This is a genomic window from Parendozoicomonas sp. Alg238-R29, from assembly GCF_947331445.1.
GTDB lineage: Bacteria > Pseudomonadota > Gammaproteobacteria > Pseudomonadales > Endozoicomonadaceae > Sansalvadorimonas.
In genome coordinates, this window is the sequence record NZ_CAMZOG010000036.1 from 1 (window position 1) to 18,732 (window position 18,732).

22 protein-coding genes are annotated in these 18,732 nt (G+C 47.5%); 15 read left to right on the forward strand and 7 right to left on the reverse strand.

The features are described from left to right. Positions 1-127: 127 nt before the first annotated feature. The 13 genes from flgB (at position 128) to QMA35_RS10740 (ending at position 10,875) form a co-directional block, all read left to right on the forward strand. Positions 128-511, forward strand: a complete 384-nt coding sequence (gene flgB, locus QMA35_RS10680) for a flagellar basal body rod protein FlgB (RefSeq protein WP_281647138.1) — start codon at positions 128-130, stop codon at positions 509-511. Between the two features lie 26 nt (positions 512-537). After that, positions 538-966: a flagellar basal body rod protein FlgC gene (gene flgC, locus QMA35_RS10685; protein ID WP_281647139.1), complete on the forward strand. Its 429-nt coding sequence runs from the start codon at positions 538-540 to the stop codon at positions 964-966. A 22-nt stretch (positions 967-988) separates the two neighbouring features. Continuing rightward, a complete protein-coding gene (locus tag QMA35_RS10690; protein ID WP_281647140.1) occupies positions 989-1,639 on the forward strand; it encodes a flagellar hook capping FlgD N-terminal domain-containing protein in 651 nt (216 codons plus the stop codon). 26 nt (positions 1,640-1,665) lie between these two features. Then, on the forward strand, positions 1,666-2,910 hold the full coding sequence (gene flgE / locus QMA35_RS10695) for a flagellar hook protein FlgE (RefSeq protein ID WP_281647141.1): 1,245 nt from the start codon (positions 1,666-1,668) through the stop codon (positions 2,908-2,910). Positions 2,911-2,933: 23 nt separating this feature from the next. After that, on the forward strand, positions 2,934-3,674 hold the full coding sequence (locus QMA35_RS10700; RefSeq protein WP_281647142.1) for a flagellar basal body rod protein FlgF: 741 nt from the start codon (positions 2,934-2,936) through the stop codon (positions 3,672-3,674). Positions 3,675-3,815: 141 nt separating this feature from the next. Next, positions 3,816-4,601: a flagellar basal-body rod protein FlgG gene (flgG, locus tag QMA35_RS10705; protein ID WP_281647143.1), complete on the forward strand. Its 786-nt coding sequence runs from the start codon at positions 3,816-3,818 to the stop codon at positions 4,599-4,601. 17 nt (positions 4,602-4,618) lie between these two features. After that, a complete protein-coding gene (locus tag QMA35_RS10710) occupies positions 4,619-5,317 on the forward strand; it encodes a flagellar basal body L-ring protein FlgH (RefSeq protein WP_281647144.1) in 699 nt (232 codons plus the stop codon). 11 nt (positions 5,318-5,328) lie between these two features. Continuing rightward, complete coding sequence (locus tag QMA35_RS10715; RefSeq protein ID WP_281647145.1) at positions 5,329-6,435, forward strand: flagellar basal body P-ring protein FlgI; 1,107 nt, start codon at positions 5,329-5,331, stop codon at positions 6,433-6,435. Continuing rightward, positions 6,435-6,755 carry a rod-binding protein gene (locus tag QMA35_RS10720; protein WP_281647146.1) on the forward strand — a complete coding sequence of 107 codons (321 nt, stop codon included), beginning with the start codon at positions 6,435-6,437 and terminating at the stop codon, positions 6,753-6,755. The genes QMA35_RS10715 and QMA35_RS10720 overlap by 1 nt, the downstream gene beginning before the upstream one ends. Positions 6,756-6,778: 23 nt before the next feature. Further along, a complete protein-coding gene (gene flgK / locus QMA35_RS10725) occupies positions 6,779-8,734 on the forward strand; it encodes a flagellar hook-associated protein FlgK (RefSeq protein WP_281647147.1) in 1,956 nt (651 codons plus the stop codon). Positions 8,735-8,780: 46 nt separating this feature from the next. Further along, positions 8,781-9,941, forward strand: coding sequence for a flagellar hook-associated protein FlgL (flgL, locus tag QMA35_RS10730; RefSeq protein WP_281647148.1), 1,161 nt, complete (start codon positions 8,781-8,783; stop codon positions 9,939-9,941). A gap of 20 nt (positions 9,942-9,961) precedes the next feature. Next, positions 9,962-10,372, forward strand: a complete 411-nt coding sequence (gene flgM / locus QMA35_RS10735) for a flagellar biosynthesis anti-sigma factor FlgM (protein ID WP_281647149.1) — start codon at positions 9,962-9,964, stop codon at positions 10,370-10,372. 35 nt (positions 10,373-10,407) lie between these two features. Further along, positions 10,408-10,875 (forward strand): flagellar protein FlgN, encoded by a 468-nt coding sequence (locus QMA35_RS10740; RefSeq protein ID WP_281647150.1) that lies wholly within the window; start codon positions 10,408-10,410, stop codon positions 10,873-10,875. Positions 10,876-10,888: 13 nt separating this feature from the next. Here QMA35_RS10740 and QMA35_RS10745 read toward each other — a convergent pair whose 3' ends face one another. From QMA35_RS10745 to QMA35_RS10775, 7 genes are read right to left on the reverse strand one after another with little or no spacing between them, the layout of a single operon-like run. Further along, the gene (locus QMA35_RS10745) at positions 10,889-12,997 is read right to left on the reverse strand and encodes a flagellar biosynthesis protein FlhA (protein ID WP_281647151.1); all 2,109 of its coding nucleotides are present in this window, start codon (positions 12,995-12,997) and stop codon (positions 10,889-10,891) included. A 17-nt stretch (positions 12,998-13,014) separates the two neighbouring features. After that, positions 13,015-14,160 (reverse strand): EscU/YscU/HrcU family type III secretion system export apparatus switch protein, encoded by a 1,146-nt coding sequence (locus QMA35_RS10750; protein ID WP_281647152.1) that lies wholly within the window; start codon positions 14,158-14,160, stop codon positions 13,015-13,017. Between the two features lie 3 nt (positions 14,161-14,163). Then, complete coding sequence (gene fliR, locus QMA35_RS10755; RefSeq protein WP_281647153.1) at positions 14,164-14,943, reverse strand: flagellar biosynthetic protein FliR; 780 nt, start codon at positions 14,941-14,943, stop codon at positions 14,164-14,166. Between the two features lie 9 nt (positions 14,944-14,952). Continuing rightward, the gene (locus tag QMA35_RS10760; RefSeq protein WP_281647154.1) at positions 14,953-15,219 is read right to left on the reverse strand and encodes a flagellar biosynthetic protein FliQ; all 267 of its coding nucleotides are present in this window, start codon (positions 15,217-15,219) and stop codon (positions 14,953-14,955) included. 2 nt (positions 15,220-15,221) lie between these two features. Then, complete coding sequence (gene fliP / locus QMA35_RS10765) at positions 15,222-15,986, reverse strand: flagellar type III secretion system pore protein FliP (protein ID WP_281647155.1); 765 nt, start codon at positions 15,984-15,986, stop codon at positions 15,222-15,224. Position 15,987: 1 nt separating this feature from the next. Further along, complete coding sequence (locus QMA35_RS10770; protein ID WP_281647156.1) at positions 15,988-16,455, reverse strand: FliM/FliN family flagellar motor switch protein; 468 nt, start codon at positions 16,453-16,455, stop codon at positions 15,988-15,990. Continuing rightward, positions 16,456-17,241 carry a FliM/FliN family flagellar motor switch protein gene (locus QMA35_RS10775; protein ID WP_281647157.1) on the reverse strand — a complete coding sequence of 262 codons (786 nt, stop codon included), beginning with the start codon at positions 17,239-17,241 and terminating at the stop codon, positions 16,456-16,458. A gap of 254 nt (positions 17,242-17,495) precedes the next feature. On the opposite strand from QMA35_RS10775, the gene QMA35_RS10780 reads away from it, so the two are divergent. Together QMA35_RS10780 and fliE are read left to right on the forward strand one after the other, a co-directional pair. Beyond that, positions 17,496-18,362, forward strand: coding sequence for an OmpA family protein (locus QMA35_RS10780; protein WP_281647158.1), 867 nt, complete (start codon positions 17,496-17,498; stop codon positions 18,360-18,362). A 17-nt stretch (positions 18,363-18,379) separates the two neighbouring features. Next, entirely contained in the window at positions 18,380-18,730 is a 351-nt protein-coding gene (gene fliE, locus QMA35_RS10785) for a flagellar hook-basal body complex protein FliE (protein WP_281647159.1), read from the forward strand. The last annotated feature ends 2 nt before the right edge of the window (positions 18,731-18,732 follow it).

Sequence of the window (18,732 nt, forward strand, 5' to 3'; positions counted from 1 at the left end):
GCAACAGATATCGCAACAGATATCGCAACAGATATCGCAACAGATATCGCAACAGATATCGCAACAGGTATCGCAACAGATATCGCAATAGAATTAACTGTTAGTAATGTGACTCAAGGAAGAGAACGTGGCAATTAGCTTTGAAAACGCATTAGGCATTCATCCGCAGGCTCTGGATTTCAGGGTTCAGCGTGCAACTCTGTTGGCTGGTAACCTTGCCAATGTGGATACCCCCGGATACAAGGCCAGAGATATTGAGTTTGGCGATGTGTTGGAACTGGAAAGCAGCCGTATGGCTTCTACTTCTGGACAGCACGTTAGCAGTATTGATCGAGGGTTGGATGGCTCTGTGAAATACCGTATTCCTCAACAGCAAACAACGGATGGCAACAGTGTGGAGCTGGGCGTTGAACAAGCTAATTACTCTGAGAATGCACTGGCCTTTCAAACCAGTTTTTCCTTTTTGAATATGAAATTCCAGGGGCTGGCCCGGGCTATTAATGGTCGCTGATAAGAACACCAAGCAGGGATTGCTTAATGTCGTTAAACCAGATTTTCTCAATAGCAGGTTCTTCAGCCGCTGCTCAAACAATTCGTTTGAATACTGTGGCCAGTAACCTTGCCAACGCCAGCAGTGCAGGCTCTACACCGGAAGAAGCCTATCAGGTGATGAAACCGGTGTTCTCAGTGATTCAGGGCGAGGCTTTGCAAAACAGTGGCGTGGGGAATGCCTCTATGCAGGTTGAGGTTTCTGATATTCAACGTATTGCCGCAACGACGGAACAGCGCCAGTACGAACCCAGTCACCCCAATGCTGACGAGAATGGTTATGTCTATTACCCCAACGTCAACATCGTTTCAGAGATGGCAGACATGATGTCTGCTTCCCGCAGTTACCAAACCAGTATCGAAATTATGGTCACAGCCAAAAAGATGCAACAGCGTTTGCTGACCCTTGGACAATAAATATCAAAACGGAGCCAGTTAAATGGATGTTAACGGCATTTCCAAAAGCGTAACCAACTCCGGCAGTGTTCAGCTGGGGGAAAGCAATGGACTCCAGCAGAGAGACTTTCTGCAGATGCTGCTGGCAGAAGTTAATAACCAGGATCCACTGGAGCCAAAAAGCAGTACAGATTTTGTTGCCCAGCTGGCGCAAATCACCAGTGTGGAAAACCTGGAAAGCCTGAACCAAACCATGACCGGTGCGGTGAACTCCATGCAGTACTCCCAGGCCATGCAGGCGACTGGTTTGGTTGGCAAAACGGTAACCGTTCCTACCAGTGTGATTGAAGTAGAAGAAGGAAAGTCTGTGTCTGGTGAGGTAGCTGTCCCTTCCAATGCTGACCAGCTGAGAGTGATTGTCAGTGATGCTAATGGTCAGATTGTGGGTGAAGTTGATCTTGGCAAAGCCAGCAAAGGCCTCGTGAACTTTGATACCTCAAGCCTGGACCTTGATGCTGGTGTGTACTCCATTTCGGCGATAGCCAGTAATGGCGATGAACAGCTGAAAGTGCCGGTAGCTATCTCTTCCGAGGTTGAAAGTGTGGTGATTCCCGGTGGTGGTTCGGAAGTCGAAGTGAATATTGCCGGAATTGGTGCCATGCCACTTTCCCAGATTGCCAGGATTGGCGGATAACGACAGAAGTCAGAAGGAGCTGAATTATGTCATTCGGAATTGGTTTGAGCGGAATGAAAGCCGCCAAGCAGGATCTTGAAGTTGTCAGTAACAATATTGCCAACTCCAACACTGTTGGTTTTAAGTCATCCCGTAGTGAGTTTGCGGATTTGTATGCCTCTTCTCTGAGCGGAGGCAGCAGTAAAGCAGCGGGTGTTAAGGTTGCCAACACTTCCCAACTGTTCAGTCAGGGCAACCTTACTTATACAAACAGTGCCCTTGATTTGGCTATCAGTGGTAATGGTTTCTTTGTACTGAATGACAATGGTCAGCAGGCTTATACCCGGGCCGGGTATTTTTCTATGGACCAGGACAATTATCTTGTAAACAACCAAGGATTAAGGTTGCAGGGTTTTGCGGCTGATGCCAACGGAAATATTCTTACTGGTACCCGACAGGATTTACAGGTGAGTGCAGCGGATATGCAGGCCAGCGCAACCAATGAACTGATTGGCCAGTTAAACCTTGATGCTCGGAATACTGTTCCCGCTAACTCTCCGTTTGATGCCAGCGACCCTGCATCTTATAACTCCACCATGGCTTTCAATATTTATGACAGTCAGGGTAACCCTCATATCCTCAGCATGTATTTTGGTAAGACCTCAGACAACAACTGGAATGTTCATTACCAGTTTGATGGTGCTGATTTACCAAGCGGAACAAGTGTTGGTGGTTCAGTGATAACTCCTCCAGCTATTGCTCAAAGCCCATTGGTTTTTAATAACGATGGAACCCTGGCCTCTGGTGGAGATATCGCTATTACCGGCTTAACAGTTGGCGGTGTAGCTGATCTGGATTTTGATCTGGACCTCAGCAAACTCACCCAGTTAGGTACGGAGTTCTCGGTAAACCAGGCGCTTCAGAATGGTTACCCATCCGGAAAGTTAACGGGTATTGAAGTTGAAGAATCTGGTACTTTACGTGCTCTCTATTCCAATGGTCAGACTCGTGTTCAGGGACAGCTGATTCTTGCTGGTTTTGCCAATGAAGGAGGGCTTACTCCAATAGGCGATAGTTTATGGCGTAACAGTTTTGAGTCTGGTGCACCTCTTTATGGTCTGGCTGGTTCTGGAACCTTGGGAGCCCTTCAGGCCGGGGCCTTAGAACAATCAAACGTTGATCTTTCTATTGAACTGGTTCGCTTGATCGAAGCCCAGCGAAACTACCAGGCTAATGCGAAAACCATTGAGACATCCAATAACCTGACCCAGACACTGCTGAACATAATCTAATGAGCGATTTAAGGGCGGGATAAATGGATAAGTCTCTCTACGTTGGGTTATCTGGTGCCAGCCGTACAATGAAGGCACAGCTGGTTCATGCCAATAACCTTGCCAATATGAGTACCACAGGTTTTCGTGCAGATTTCGTGATTTCTGATCACGTGGATCTTGGTGGTGATGGTTTAAGCAGCCGGGTGATGACTGTTCCTAAAGGCGTTGGTAGTCGTATGACTGCTGGAGCGGTTGATCATACTGGTAGAAGTCTGGATGTCGCCATTGCCGGCGAAGGCTGGCTGTCGGTTGAAGATCGGGAAGGCAATGAAGCTTATACCCGTGCAGGTGATCTGCTTGTGTCTGCAGAAGGTGATTTAAAAAATGGTGCAGGCCATATCGTTCTGGGAGTCGGTGGAGCTATCAATGTTCCCGCTTACAGAAAAATTCTTGTGGGAAATGACGGCACCTTGAGTGTGGTTCCTGCGGGTGGAGGTGCTAATCAGTTAGTGCAAGTTGGGCAATTAAAACTGGTAAACCCACCTTCTGGGGAAATATCTAAAGGTGAAGACGGTCTGTTTCGAAGACTGGATGGCGAAGAGGCCGATCAGGATGAAACTGTCCAATTACGACCTGAATATCTTGAAAGCAGTAATGTCCGAGCGGTGGAAGAGATGGTGGATTTTATGAACCTTACCCGTCAGTACGAAATGCAGCTGAAGACTATGCAGAGTACAGAGCAGATGGCTGCCAGCGGCGATCGAATGATCAGAGACGAATAACAACTTAGAACAGCGTTGGTTGTAAAAAGGGGTTGGGTTGCTGTTGCGAAGGTCTGGATGACCTTAGAGCCGTAGTATTAATAACAGCATCCAAGATTCCTTTGAAAAATACCGATGTGGATTACACGACAAGGAGGTCGTATGAATCCAGCGTTATGGATTAGTAAAACAGGTCTGGCGGCACAGGATCGCCAGATGTCGATTATTTCCAACAACCTGGCCAACGTGAATACGGTGGGATTTAAGCGGGATCGGGTTAGTTTTGAAGATCTTTTTTACCATATAGAAAAGCAGCCAGGTGCTCTTTCAGATCAGCAGAATACTCTGCCCTCGGGTATGCAGGTGGGCAGTGGTGTAAGAATTACCGGTACCCAGAAAGTATTCACTCCGGGCAGCTATCAAACCACCAGTCAGGCTCTCGATCTGGCAATTGTTGGAAATGGTTTTTTTCAGGTCACTTTACCCGATGGCTCGGCCGGTTATACCCGTAATGGCCAGTTTCACCTGAACACTGATGGAAGCATTGTTACGGCTGCAGGCCAGCCAGTAGAACCCAACATTGTTGTTCCTGCTGATGCTACCAGCCTGACTATCAGTGAAGATGGTCGGATTATGGCCAGCATACCCGGCCAGATTGATCCTCTGGAGCTGGGCCAATTCTCTCTGGTGAGCTTTGTGAACCCTGCTGGTTTGGAGTCAAGAGGTGGCAATACCTACCTGCAATCTGCAGCCAGTGGAGACCCTGTTGAAGGCGTGCCCGGTGCAGAAGGCTTAGGCAATATCAAACAATACACACTGGAAACTTCCAACGTCACAGTTGTGGAAGAGCTGGTGAATATGATCTCCGTGCAGCGCGCCTACGAAATGAATTCCAAGGTGATTTCTGCCACGGATGAAATGTTGCAATTTGCTAACCAGACACTTTAAACAGAGGAATCATTAATATGATGCGCATTCTGTGGATAAGTTTGGTTATTCTGCTGAATGGCTGTGCAGCTATGCAGGATCACAAACCCGAAAAAGTGCCAGTGGCTGATAAAACGCCACTGGCTCCTATGCCTGCAGTAAAAAGTGGTTTGGTGACGGTCAAAGACAGCCTGTTTCAAAAATCGTATTCCATGCAGTTGTTCTCAGACCGAAGGGCTTACCGGGTTGGCGATATTCTTACGGTGGTTTTGGAAGACAAAACAGAAATCAAAAAAGACTCTGGCACAACCTTTGATAAAAACAGTGGTATTACGATTCCCGATCCCACTATTTTCGGAAAAACAGGCGCAAATATTCTCGGTGGAGGGCGTTCCCTGGGATTTGATCTGCAGCCCAAACGTAACTTCAACGGCAAATCAAACCTGAGCCGGAAGAACGAGATTGTAAAAAGCTATATCAGTGTTCAGGTGATAGAAGTTTTGCCTAATGGTTCATTGAGAGTTGCTGGTGAAAAATGGCTGCGACTCAACAATGATGCTGAATTTGTGCAGGTGTCGGGCCTGATTCGCCCAGAAGATATTGATACCAATAATGAGGTGTCTTCCAAGCGCCTTGCCCAAGCCAATGTAACCTATTCCGGTGTTGGTCCTGAACAGGATCTTCACAGACAAGGATGGCTGACACGGGCACTGAATAGTCCATGGTTTCTGTTCTGATGGGTGGGCTTATGCAAGGCAAGGAATGCCTGAAACTCTTTTGCCTGTTTATTTTGTTCTGTTCTGGGTTTTCCAGAGCTGAGAGGTTAATGGACATTGTTGATGTGCAGGGCGTCCGCACCAATCAACTATTGGGGTACGGATTAGTTGTTGGCCTTGATGGTACTGGAGACAAAACCAAGAAAGGTCACTTCACATCACAGTCGCTAGTTAACATGTTACGTGAGTTTGGAATCTCTCTGGGTTCCAGCGACCCGTCACTCAAAAATGTTGCCGCCGTATCTGTGAGCGCAGTTTTACCACCTTTCGTTCGATCAGGGCAGGAAATTGATGTCACGGTGTCGTCAATTGGAGATGCCTCTAGTCTGAAAGGGGGGACCTTGCTGATGACGCCCCTTAAAGGCATTGATGGTGAAATTTACGCGATTGCCCAAGGGAATATGGTTGTTGGAGGTGCTTCGGCTGGTGGGGCAAGTGGCTCAAAAGTGACGATTAATACGGTGACCGTTGGGCGTGTTCCCAATGGGGCTATTGTTGAACGCACCGTGCCCAGCAGTTTTAACAATGGTCAGGAAATTGTTCTGACTTTGAAAGAGCCCGGGTTCACCAATGCCCGTCGAATTGTTCGTAAAGTTAACGAGCACTTTGGACCAGATGTTGCCAAAGCCCACGACGGCGCATCAGTCGTTATTGCCGCCCCTGTGGATAATAGCCAGCGTGTGACCTTTATGTCTGTTTTGGAGAGGCTGGAAATTATACCTTCCACTCCTCCTGCTCGAGTCATATTTAACTCACGAACCGGTACAGTCGTTATGGGGCAGAATGTTCGCGTTTCCCCTGCAGCAGTGAGCCATGGCAGTCTGGTTGTGACGATTCAGGAGTCGAAGAGTGTTAGCCAACCTAATGCATTTGCTTCGGGTACTACGGAAACAACAGATGAAAGCCAGGTTGCTATAGAGGAACAAAGAGGGCGAATGTTTTATGTGCCGGAAAGTGTGTCTCTACAGGAAATTGTGACCGCCATTAATGGTGTAGGAGCTTCCCCAACGGACTTAATGTCCATCCTCCAGGCACTGAAAGAAGCCGGTGCTTTGCGAGCAGAACTGGTGGTGATCTGATGAATATTGATAGCAGTTCATTAATAGCAAGTGTTGATCTAATGGGGAATAAAAATAACCCCAAAGATCTGCGGGAAGCAGCAGAAGCATTCGAATCTCTGTTTATTAATATGATGTTAAAGAGTGCCAGGGAGGCGAATGCAGTGCTGGCAAAAAACAGTTTGCTGGACAGCTCCCAGATGGATATGTACCAGTCACTGTTTGATAGCCAGATCGCACAGGAAATGAGTCATTCCGGAAAGTTTGGTTTGGCCGATATGCTGGTTAAGCAATTGGGCGGTACAAGTGAAACAGGCAGCTTGTTGGACACAGAGAGCTGAATGAATAACACAGGGAGTGTGTTATGAGTCTTACTGATATTGGCATAAGCGGTCTGCTGACTGCTCAGAAGACTATGGCGGTTACCAGTAATAATATCGCCAATGTGAATACTCAGGGTTACAGTCGGCAGGAAGTTCAACTGTCGTCTATATCAACTAACTTCCCTGGTTCGGCCAGTGCTGGCAGTGGCGTTCTGGTTACCGACGTTAGGCGTTTGGCGAATAGTTTTCTGATAGGGCAGCTGAGAGACAGCACCAGTCTTTATAATCAGAAATCCACCAGTGCCCAATATATGAACCAGATTGACAGTTATCTGGGAAATGAAAGTTCGGTTATCACCAAAGGGTTGGATAAATTCTTTGCTGCAGCCAACGCCGCTAGTGTTGACCCGGTTTCACTGGCTGCCCGCCAGCAAGTAATCAGTGAAGCTGTTTCTCTGAGTCAACGTTTTAACACAGTACAGGAGCAACTGGATTCCCAGAGTCGTTTGCTCAGTGTGCAGGTGGAAACAGCGACATCGGAAGCTAGCGCTTACATTCAAGGAGTTGCCGGGTATAACAAACAGATTCAGGAAGCTCTGAGTAATGGCAGCACCCCCAATGACCTGATGGATAAGAGGGAAAAAACCATTCAGGACTTGGCGGCACTCACAGGTATTACGGTTCTTCCCCAGCCCGATGGTATGGTCAATGTATATCTTCAGTCTGGCCACCCTCTGGTGCTGGGAACCCAGACCAATGCCTTGAAAGTTGGTAACCACCCTGTAGACCCTAATATTGCCGGGCTGTTTCTGGAAACCTCGAATTCAACGATTCCGCTGGCTGGTAATCTTGGAGGAGCCATTGGCGGTTTGCAGGATTACCAGACCAGTGTGCTTCCCCAGGTTCAGAATGAAGTTGGGCGTCTTGCACTTGTTTTCTCAGATAATGTGAACAAATTGCTGGGGCAGGGATATGATCTGGATGGCCATCAGGGTGAAGCGACCAGCCAGCTGATGAATGATGTGAATTGGCTGCCAGCGAATAACAGAGTCAGTTCGGATGTCAGTAATGCTGGCAATGCCCGTTTCAGTGTAAACGTATCAGATATGTCTGCCTTAACTGGCGATACATTCGAAGTTCGCTACGATGGCACAAATTTTACTCTTCATGACGACACCGGGGCTTCAATAGCCGGTCCATGGATGTCTTTGGATAGTCAAACCTTCCAGGGGCTGGAGTTTGCTGTTCATGATGCCAGCTTTTCAGCGGGAGATTCCTTTCAGATTTCATTCCCTCTCAGTGGTGTACCAGCCGCCGATCGTGTTCTGGCTGCTGAAGGCGATGCTACCCTGCTGGTGGCTGTGGATGACTCCAGCAAACTACAGGCCACAAATTATGTACTCCGGGTAGATGGCAGTAATTATCAGATAACCCGGGAAAGTGACGGAAAGGTCGTTGTTCCCTGGGCATCGGTTCCCGCTGGTCCCAACAATGATTTACAGGGTTTTGACGGATTGGATATCAGCCTGAACAAGGGCGCATTAAATAATGGTGATATCTACCTGATACAACCTTCCCGCAGAGCGGCCGACGAAATTGGTGTTGCCGTTGATAACGCCCGCGCTCTGGCTTTTGCAGAGATTCCTGACTCTGCAGGTGACAATAAACAACTGCAGAAGCTTGTAGATTTGCAAAATGCAGGGTTGGTCAGTGATGGCGTTGTGAATGGTTCTGTTGTCGATGGTGGAGTGAGCCTTGGTGAAGGTTATACCCGTCTGGTCGGGCGGGTTGCTGTAATGACATCACAGGTAAAAACAGAACTGGATACCAGTCAGTCATTGTTTGAGCAGACCCGGGATGCGCGGGATGGATTCAGCGGTGTGAATCTGGATGAGGAAGCTATGAATCTGGTACGGGCAGAGCAGGCTTATGCAGCCAGTGCCCAGATTATTTCGGTAGCCCAGAGCACTTTCGACACTTTGCTCAGGCTGTTTTAAATATTTGTTATTCCGGAACAGTAAATCTGAACGGGAGCACGGACGCATGCGGGTAAGTACAACACAGTTCAGTAATATGATGATGACTGTTATGCAACGGCAGAGCAGTGATCTGGCGCGAACTTTCGGCGACATTAGCTCCGGTAAGCGTATTCAGCAACCCAGTGATGATGCTTTGGCTACCGTGAAGATTCAGCATCTCAACAAAGAAATCTCATCTCTCAATCAATACATTGCCAATGTGAATGCGCTGCAAGGTGTGCTCCAGCAGGAAGACACTCTGCTTACGAATATGGTGAACGTCGCTCAGAGAGCAAGAGAAAACGTATTGCTGGCTGGTAACGGAGCTTTCGATGCTAACAACCTTGAATCACTGGCTGGTGAGATTGATGAACAGATTGAAGAGTTAAAAAGTCTGGCGAACTATCGGTTGGCTGATGGGCAATATATGTTTGCTGGAAGCAATACTCTGATTGAACCGATTCGCCAAAGCCTGACTCCTGATCGCTTCTTCTACGATGGAGATGATCGGCAGAGGTTTGTGGCTATCAGTGCATCCACAAAGCTTGCCAGTAATGATTCCGGACAGGATCTTTTCTTCAATACCGGTATACGTTCTGATGGTTTGTCATCTAACAGTTCAGGGGTGAACAATGTAAAAGTGGAAAGCGAGATTGCGTTCCAAGCCTACTCAAATATTTCCCTGACATTTAACGCTGGTACCTGGAGTGCAACGGCTACAGCCTGGGATGGTTCAACAACATCCCATACTGTGACACCAACAGGTAATCAGCTCGATATTGGCGGGTTGGTCAGTGCAGAGTTTACCGGCACTCCAACGGATGGTGATCAGTTCACCATTGAAAATCTCGATACATTCACGGCTCTTACTCGGCTGAGTTCTGCCCTGAAATCCAACAGTGATGATTTGCAACAGGAAATCAGTACGGCTCTCAGTGTTATTGATAAAACCATCGGCAACCTTGGACAGACCCAAACAGCAGTTGGGGGAAGGCTGAACACCCTGGATTCAACCTTTAACAGCCATTCTGATGTGGTACTGATGGATCAGGTACTTCGCTCAGAGCTGGAAGATCTGGATTACAGCGAGGCGATTTCCCGTTTGAATCTCCAGCAGACCGCATTAACGGCCAGTCAGCAGGCCTATGTGAATATTCAGGGTTTATCTCTGTTTAATTTCCTGTAGAACGATAGGAAATCTGTCATATGAGTGAAATAAATCTGTCTGGAGGCTTAAGCTCCGCCGGAAATAGTCCGAAGAGTGATTATAAGAGCACCACCTCCGGAACAGACATGGGTGATTCAGACAGAATAAGATCTCGTTCAGGGCCTGCGTCAGTTATACGCAAGTCTGTTTCTGGTTCTGCTTCTTCCAAAGCATCAGCTCCGGCTGCCCGAAGTCAGGAGAATGCCGACAAGGTTGAACTCAGCACCGGTGCCCGCCTTCTCGAAGCCCTTGGTGGAGAGTTGGAGCCGCTGCAGGATGTTGACCTTGAGAAGGTTGAAGAAGTTCAGGAAGTGATCCGGCAGGGAAAAATGCCTGTTGATCATGAACAGCTCGCCAACCGAATGCAGTGGCTCTTTAACCAGCTGCCCGCAGATAAAGACAACCCATAAACTCTTTTCAACGCCTATTACCGGAGGCCAAAAGCATGGATGCTATTGCCCGTAATCTTCTTGATGCCCGTACGCTCTTTGAAACTTTGGAAAGTGCCCTTCTGGCTCAGCATCGCCATCTGCTGGAAAGAAATATGGTAGAAGTGGAAAGCTCTGCCCAACAATTGCGGGTTTATGTGGATAGAATTCGCCTGAATGCCCATCGTCGCAACCAGCAGTTAATTTCTGGCGAATTCACGGCTGATGAAACGGGTATGCGCCACTACATCTCGTCACTATCAGGTTCTCATAAGAAAAATGCAGAACAACTTTGGCAGGATCTGGAGGCGAGAGTTGGCCGTTGTCGAGAACTAAATATTGTTAACGGTCGCCTGCAGGGGCGCTTGCGGGCAGTTACATCAAAACTGCTGGAGATGATTTGGGGGCAAATTCCCGGGCGAGCTTATAATTGCACTGGGCAAATGGATAAAATTTCTACCCCCAAAAGTATTTCTGACGCCTAATTGAGAACGCCACCTAGCCCAGCTGACCGATTATTTCTATTCGATACTCATCCGGTATTTCCGTCAGCCCAAGCACGGTTAACTCCCGCACTGCTGACAAACGGGAAAATCTTGCCAGCATGGGCCGAAGTTGTGGTGTGACCAGTAAAACTGCAGGTGTATTGGCACTGCTAGAACGGTTAATCACTTCCGGTAGGCTTTGTTGAAGTTTCACAGTAAGCCCCGGTTCTACAGGAAATGCTTCTTCGCTGTAATGACCTGTCTGTTTGGCTTGTTCAGAGGATTGCAGAAGGGTTTTTTCCAGCTCTGCTGACAAAGTAAAAACCTTCAGCAATAAAGGGTCATCCGGCTTCTGTCGTTCAGTGAGCGGGGCAAGAATTTGATAACGCAAAGCGCTGCGAACATGCTCCGCCATTTGGATAGCAGAGGCCTGCTGTTGCAACTGGTTATCCAGCAAGCGAGTCACAATTGATTTTCGATCCGATAGGGGAACATTATCCCGTAAGAGTTGCTGACATGTTTTCATCAGTTGCCCGAGAGATATTTTGTCGGGAATCAGCTCATCACAAAGGCGGGCGGATGTTGGGCGCAACTGCTCAAGCCATTGCTGGGCTTCGTCATAGCCAAACAGTTCGCTGGCCTGGGCTTTCATTAACCTGCCGAGATGTGTGGTAATAATGGTAACCGGATCGACGACGGTATAGCCTTTTTTCAAGGCTTCCTGCTGCTCATTACTGTCTATCCATGTTGCTAGTAATTTATAGGCGGGTTCCAGCGTTTGGATGCCTTCCAAAGCGGCCAACCCATCATCGGTTTTGATGGCCAGAGATTGCCCCATTTTAATTTGAAAACCTTCTCGATCCGCACCCTGCATAGTGATCATGTAGGCTTCAGGGTCGAGATCCATATTGTCTCGAATATGAACGGCAGGCAGCAGAAATCCCAGCTCCTGAGACAGTTCTTTTCTGGTTTCCCTGATTCTTTGTGTCAGCTCGCCTCCAGAACGTTCGTCTACAAGAGGAATCAGCCGGTATCCTATCTCCAGCCCAATGGCATCAACAGTTCCCAGGTCTTGCCAGCCTAGAGTTGAATGCGCCTGTGATTGTTCAGGGAGTGTGGGCTCCTGACTTTCCTTTTTGGCCGCAGACATGGAAAGTAGTGCCACTGCAAGAATGATTATGCCGATACCGGCAAAAGCGACATGGGGCATTCCTGGTACAAGCCCAATGGTGATCAATAGTCCGGCAGTCACCAGAATTGTTTTAGGGTAAGCAAATAGCTCTTTCCGAATCTGGTGTTGCATATCGTGCATCCCCGACACCCGGGTCACGATGATTGCCGCTGTTGTGGAAAGTAGTAATGCTGGAAGTTGAGCAACAATGCCATCGCCAATAGTTAGCAGGGAATAGGTGTGGAAAGCTTCTGCTGCAGGCATATCATGTTGGAGTATGCCAACCCCCAATCCTCCCAGAAGGTTGATTGCCAGAATCAGAAGCCCGGCAACAGCATCTCCCCGTACAAATTTACTGGCACCGTCCATCGCGCCATAAAAATCAGCTTCCTGCCCTACTTCTTTTCGTCGTTCTCTGGCTTCATCGGGAGCTATCAGGCCAGCATTAAGGTCGGCATCAATGGCCATTTGTTTTCCGGGCATGGCATCCAGAGTAAAGCGGGCAGTCACTTCTGAAATACGGGTACAGCCTTTTGTGATCACCACAAAGTTAACAATGATCAGGATAATAAAAACCACCAGGCCAACAATGTAATCCCCGGCGATAACCACCTCACCAAAGGACTCAATAACCTTTCCGGCAGCCGCTCCCCCGGTATGCCCCTGCAGAAGAACAATCCGTGTAGATGCAATATTCAGCGCCAAGCGCAAAAGGGTAGTGATCAGCAGCAGGGTTGGGAAAACCGTAAATTCCAGAGGATTTTTAATATAAATAGATTGCAACAGCAGAATCAGAGATAGAGCAATATTGAAGGTAAACAGAACATCCAGGCAGAAAGGTGGAATTCTGAGAATAATCATAGCCAGCGCAACCAGCAGTAAAAGTGGTGGTGCCAGATAATTGGAAAATGCAGCGCGGACTGTGTGTGTCGTTTGTGTGTGTTCTGTCATGTACAGCAGCCAGAGTTTTATTCGTGCTGGTATTGTTTGGGGATTGGTATATCCATCATTGACGGTGGCTCTCCCTGTCTTTTGGCCAGATAATTATTGAGCAGATACACATAAGCCATCACCCTTGCCACAGCAGTATAGAGCCCTGCAGGAATTGGGTGATCGATTTCAACGTTGTAAAATACAGCCCTTGCCAGAGGTGGCTGACAGATGACCGGTTTCCCGGATTTCTTCGCTATTTCCACAATTTTTTCTGCTATAAGGTCACTGCCTTTAGCAATAAGAATAGGTGCGCTTTGTCGTTTTTTGGAAAAAGGGTCGTAGCGAAGGGCAATAGCGATATGGTCGGGGTTAGTGATAATAACATCGGCGTCAGGAACCACCTGCAACATCCGACGATTGCTTTGTTCTTTGCGAACTCGTTTTATTCTTTCTTTGGTTTCCTGTGAGCCTTCTTCCTCTTTATGCCCTTCCTTTGCTTCTTGTTTAGTCATCATCAGCTGGCGGTTGTGGCGGTAAATTTGCCAGGGAACATCCAGTAATCCAATAACAAGAAATCCTAAAGAGAAGCAAACCATAGCGTTCACAACGAGAGTCTGCAGAACCTCAATTGCCGGTCTTGGATCCTGTTGTCCAGCGGCCATCATGGTTGGTAATTTATGGCGCATAAATAAAAACAGGATAAGGGAGAAAACGACGGTTTTCAGAATAGCTTTGACCAACTCGGCCAGTGTTTGCAGAGACATCAGGCGCTTGAGTCCTGCAATGGGATTCAGGCGTTCCCATTTAGGGCGTGCAGCTTTCAGGCTGAGAATCAGTCCTCCAGTCATCAAAGAGCCGACTATGGCTGCCACTGTAATAATTGCTAATAAGGGAAGAGCAAAGCCGACAATAACGGAACCGGAAAACTGCAAGCGACTTATCATATAGCTGGCATCAACAATTTCTGCCGGATGCATCCCCAGTGTTAACCGGCAAAGCTGAACCAGAGAATCAGGGGCACTCGGACCGATGATCAGCAGGAAGAAACTGAATGCCAGTAGCTGTAAAGCCATAACCAATTCTTTGGAGCGCGGAACCTGACCTTCAGCACGGGACTGACGAAGTTTTCGCTCACCGGGCGGTTCGGTGGGTTCCTGAGCCGAGTCATGTTCTCTGGACATGATTCAGAGAAGCGCCAGTTGTCGTAAGAGAAGAATGGCTTCCTGAGTGAAACGCCGAAAGGGTGTTGAAAACTGTTCAAAGCTGAAGCTAATTATTAATAGTCCAGATAACAGAGATAGTGGAAAACCAAGGCTGAGCAGGTTGAGCTGAGGAGCTGCTCTGGACATAAATCCAAAAGCCAGATTGATCACCAGCAGAGCCATTAATGCAGGTAGTGCCAGTATCAGGGCAGCTGAAAAAATCCAACCAGCATAATGAATGAGGCGTTCGGCTGATTGCAGAATTTCCAGAAATGTTGTTGGCGCGATGGTGCGAAAACTTTCCAGAAGTATAGAAATAGCCGTGGCATGACCATCCATAAGGAAAAACATAATCAAGGCGGCAAACTGATAGATCTGGCTGATAACTGTGACGCTGATGCCTCCTGCCGGATCATTCATCTGTGCCATACCCAACCCCATTTGCAGGCCAGTAATATGGCCCGCCATGGAGAACAGGCTAAACCAGAGGCTCAACACCATGCCGAAAATAACCCCGGTTAGAAACTCGCCCAAAGTGCAGAGAATACTTCTCAGCGAGAGCCCATAGATGCTGTTCTGAACAGCATCTATGGGAAGGGAAGTTAAGACTGTAACGGAAAGAGCGATAGCCAGAAGCAGGCGCACCGAGGTTGGCAGAAACGATCCGGTCACAGGAAAGGTCAGCAGAAAACCAGAGATTCTGGCAAACGCCCAGACAAACAGGGTAAGCCAGTGTTCCAGATAGGAGATGGATACAGCCATTACCAACCCTCAGAGAAAACCAGGGATTGATGTGTAAAGCCGTATAAACAGGTCACTGAGCTCTTGAATCAGCCAGTGGCTTGCCAGCGCCATACTGATAAGTGTGATCAACAACCGTGGTAGAAAACTGAGCGTTTGTTCTGTGATCTGGGTTGCTGCTTGAAAAATACTGATAATTAAGCCCGTCACAAGGCCAGGCAGTATCAGCACGGCAACAATTTTCGTTACCAGATAGAGCGCATCGGTAAGCAGGTCGGCAGCAAGGTCTGGCTCCATCGTTAAAAACTCCTGGCAAGACTGCCAATGGTCATTCCCCAACCATCAACCAGAACAAATAACATCAGTTTGAAAGGCAGAGAAATAATCAGGGGAGACAACATCATCATACCCAGAGCCATCAGGATGCTGGCGATAATCAGGTCGATAACCAGAAATGGCAGAAAAATCATAAAGCCGATCTGAAAAGCGGTTTTCAGTTCACTTGTCAGAAACGCTGGAACCAGTGTTGTCAGCGGCGTGTCGGATAAATTACCTGGAGGTTTCTCCCCACTGAGAACAAAAAATTGTTCGAGGTCAGCTTTGCGGGTTTGGTTCAGCATAAACCTGTGCAGAGGGATAACGCCTTCTTTCACCGAATCCTGAAAAGACAGTTGATCATTCAGGTATGGCTCTACGGCATGGTCGCGAATGTCTTCAAAAACCGGGCGCATAATAAAAAGAGTCAGGATTAAAGCCAATCCGATTAATAGCCGGGTTGGTGGTGTTTGCTGAAGCCCAAGAGCCTGTCGTAATATCGCAAGAACAATCAGTATTCGGGTAAAGCTGGTCATGGCCATTAAGGCCGTAGGCAGAAATGTCAGCGCCGTTAGAACGAAAAGTATTTGAAGGCTGACACTGAAATCCTGGGTAGCATCTCCACTGGTGATCGAAAGTAATGGTAAGCTTCCTGCGCCGAAACTGACAGGGCAAATAAGTAATAGTCCTCCCCCCCAAATTGCTGTGCAGGTTTTCGTTGATAAGTTCCATAAAACCGTCAATGGCATATCAAGGACTCAGCTTGAAATCGCTGGTTTGGTTTTTGGTCAAGCTGAGGATTCGTACACCGTAATAATCTCCCACAAGCACAACTTCTCCCTTGGCAATCAGCACACCATTGGCTTTTACATCCAGAGGTTCGCTTTCCTTGTGTTGCAGGGTAACAACGGAACCTACCCGAAGAGATGAAACCTCGGAAATTGCCATCTCTTTGTCGCCTACTTCCAATGTGAGTAAAATAGGAATGTCGCCAATAATAGACAGGTCTGGAAGCCCGGGTGTCGTTTCTTCTCGTTCAGTTTTTTCCGCTTCTCTATCTTGATCATCCCTGACAGACTCAGCATTTAACGGATCATCTACAAGACTGTCTTCCAGAAGCGTATCAATACTTTCTTCTTCGCGTGTTACCTCACTTGCTTCGCTTTCTTCTGCCTGATCATCTGTGAACTCATTAACTTCAGTTTTATCGTCAGACACTTACAGCTCCTGATTCTTTTGGCGAACGATCTTAAGGACCAGTTTGTCCGTTAGCATGGCAGGCTCGGCAGTATGAAGAAGGCTGCGACCTGATCTCAGATAGGCTGTTTCAGGCCATTCGACAGGAAGGATATCGCCCTCTTTCAGGTGTTTGATTTGTTTAACAGATACCCACTTTCGGGACAGCTCTGCCCGTACCCGAATAGAGATTTTCTGGATGTTTTTTAAAAGTTCAGCAGGGTCAGATACCACGTCCCGGTCATCACGGTTAACGGCTGCGCTAACAAAGAATGCGGGCATGGCTATTATCATTTCACCTTTGTAATTACCCATCTGATAAGCAAAAATACTGATAAGTAGGGGATCTAACCCCTTTGGCAAGCACGGTACTGGTTTTAATTCTGCCGCTTCAACAGGGATCCAGGTTTGCCAGGCTTTCAACCAGGTTTTCACGATGACTGTTGCGAGATCATGGATAAGCTGGTGTTCAGCTTTGCTGATAGATTTGCCTTGGGTGTCGACTCCGCCTTCTCCGCCATAATAAAGATCCGACATATTTCCTGGGGCACTGCCGTCCATAAGAAGGTAGCCAAACGTTTGGCTGTCTATCTGGAACTGAAATATGAGTTTGTTCCGGCTAAGAGGGGCAATCGTTTTCTGGTAAAAGTCGACAGATTCCAGATCAAAAGCTTTGATCGAACAGTCCAACATTTCCAGAAAGGGTGCTATGGCCCTTTCTCTAAAGAGTTCTGAAACATTTCGTTGAGCCTGCAGGGCCGACTGCATACTAAGTGCAGACTTGATCAGTGAAAAGGGCTCTGGAGAACCGCTGTTTTTTTTCAAGGGTGCACTGACGGCAGAATCATTTTCATGCAAGTTGTCGTTCATCTGGTTAGACAGACTTCTTGGGTCATCAAGTTTCAGAGAAATATAGTTGAACTAAAATCGTCAACGAACTTTTTCATAGGGTTCTCTGGCAGATCATGAAATCGTCGGCTTTACATGTTTTGTTTTTACGTACCCTGTTGCTGGTTTTCAGTATGCAGGCTGCAGTTACTTATAGTGCGAGATTTCGTTTGCCTATTGATGATTATAACTGGGACTTCGAACGGGTAGGGGGGCTCGCATGTCGTCTTTCCCGGCATATAGAAGGCTTTGGCGAGATATCTATGGTTACCGGCGCCGGGCTGGTTTCAACGTTAGTGTTAAACACTCTTTCAGTTCGTAACTTCGATGGAACGGTTCGGTTTTTTATGAAGCCTGAAGTCTGGAATCACAAAGATCACGAAGTGGAGCTGGGTGTAGAGCATAGAGAAAGCGACCAGGGCATGCAGTTCACTTTGGATGTTCATCCACTAAAGTGGATCACCATGATGTGCCGTCCTTATCAGCTGCTGTTGGAAATATACGATAAAGATCAACAAAGGATCGCGGCGCTGGAGATACCGACAACGGGTTTTTCTTTTCAGTTGACGAATATGACGGACTGTCTGGTTGATCTTCTTCCTTATAATTTCGACCAGCTTAAAAAAACAGTTCTATATTTTGAGCCGGGAAGAGCACAGCTGACTGACAGTCAGCGTCTCAAACTGGCCGATATTGCCGAGTATCTTGAATGGGATGGTTCTGTTGTAGGTATGTCGATTGATGCCTATACAGACAGCTCTGGCTACCGGTTGGATAATCTTTTGCTATCAGAGAAACGGGGAAACTCTGTTTATCGTTATTTTATAGCCAAGGGAGTAAAGCCGACCCAGGTTCTTGATCTACGTCACCATGGTCAGCGCTATCCGGCAGAAAATAACGTCACCAGAAAGGGACGGGAGCTTAATCGCCGGGTAGAGATAAACCTGAAGCGGAGCGACCAATTGGGCAGTAGTTTGAGTTTTTCAATGCAAGGTTTATAGAGACGTCATTATCGACTATGAGTGAAATTAGCCAATCTTTGAATGTAGCTTTTCCATCAATGATTTCTCCGTCTTTTGAGCGTATTCAGCTGTTTGAACATACGGGCTCTGAATATTCCCCAACGGACTCGTTCCCGGTCAATAACTTTCAAAGTTATTCCAAAATTTTCAGTCACTCATTGAATGTTGTGAATTCTAACCAGAATCACGCTTCCAGCGCTATGGCAGCTGTTTCCCAGAGACAGTCAGATGATCTGATAGGAACTGTTATGGCGATACAGAAGGCCAGCCTGTCCTTTCAATTTTTGCTGCAAGCCAGAAACCGGTTTGTAGAAGGCTACCACGAACTTTTTAACCAGCAGATCTGATT